This is a genomic window from Nocardioides sp. P5_C9_2, from assembly GCF_054049555.1.
The window spans coordinates 1-1,140 of record NZ_JBFUMD010000735.1 but is presented as its reverse complement, the minus strand read 5'-3'; the positions used below and the strand labels follow the sequence as shown (position 1 = coordinate 1,140).

At 71.1% G+C, this 1,140-nt stretch carries 1 protein-coding gene; it reads right to left on the bottom strand.

Annotated elements, in window-relative coordinates:
* Positions 1 to 1,140: Na+/H+ antiporter NhaA (gene nhaA / locus ACXJKL_RS21385; RefSeq protein ID WP_457209001.1), on the bottom strand; the 1,140-nt coding region annotated here is incomplete at both ends.

The following is a 1,140-nucleotide window of genomic DNA, read 5'->3' as shown; positions in this document are numbered from 1 at the left end:
GCCCAGCACCATCGACCACGTGGTGTCGTCGGGGAGCCGGCCCAGCCCCAGTCGTACGGCGAGGAAGCAGGCCAGCAGGATGCCGACCGGCTTCCCGACCACCAGGCCCACGCCGATGCCGAGCCCGACCGCCGACGTCAGCGCGTCGCCGAGCGCCCCGCCACCGAGCGCCACGCCCGCGTTGGCCAGCGCGAAGACCGGCAGCACGACGTACGACGACAGCGGGTGCAGCTTGGTCTGGAGCCGCTCGACCACCGGCACCGACTCCCCGAGCAGGAAGCGCAGCCGGCTCAGCTCGTCCGGGTCGAGTCGCCGGTCCTCCAGGGCCTTCTGGGCATAACCGCGGGCCACGTCCTCCTTGAGCAGGGCGGTGGCCGGGGTGATCAGGCCGATCGCGACGCCGGCCAGGGTCGCGTGCACACCCGACTCGAACACCGCGAACCACACGAGGAAGCCGAGCACGACGTAGACCCACACCGACCAGACCCGCAGGACCCGCAGCGCCACCATGGCGCCGAGCAGCAGGAGCGCGAGGGCGAGCCACTCCAGGTGCAGCTGCTCGGTGTAGAAGACGGCGATCACGATGATCGCGCCGATGTCGTCGACGATCGCCAGGGTCAGCAGGAAGAGCCGCGCGGCCGACGGGATGCGCCTGCCGAGCAGGCCCAGGACGCCCACCGCGAAGGCGATGTCGGTGGCCATCGGGATGCCCCAGCCGGCACTGCCGTCCCCGCCGCCGGCGATGAGGAGGTAGAGCCCGGCCGGCACGAGCATGCCGCCGACGGCGGCGACGATGGGCAGCGCGGCGGTCTTGGGGTCGCGCAGGTCGCCGCTGACGATCTCGTACTTGATCTCCAGCCCGACGACGAAGAAGAAGATGACCATCAGGGCGTCGTTGACCCAGTGCTGCAGCGACTCCTCGAGGTGGAACCCCCCGATGTCGATGCTGAGCGCCGTGTGCCAGAACTCGTCGTACGACGAGGCCCACGGGCTGTTGGCCCAGATCAGCGCCGTAGCGGCAGCGAGGAGCAGCAGGATCGAGCCGGCGGCCTCGATGCGGAGGAACTCGCGCACCGGGCGCGCGACCAGGCGGGCGAGGGGCTTGTTGCTGGCCAGGTAGGACGGACCGGTGGTCCACAC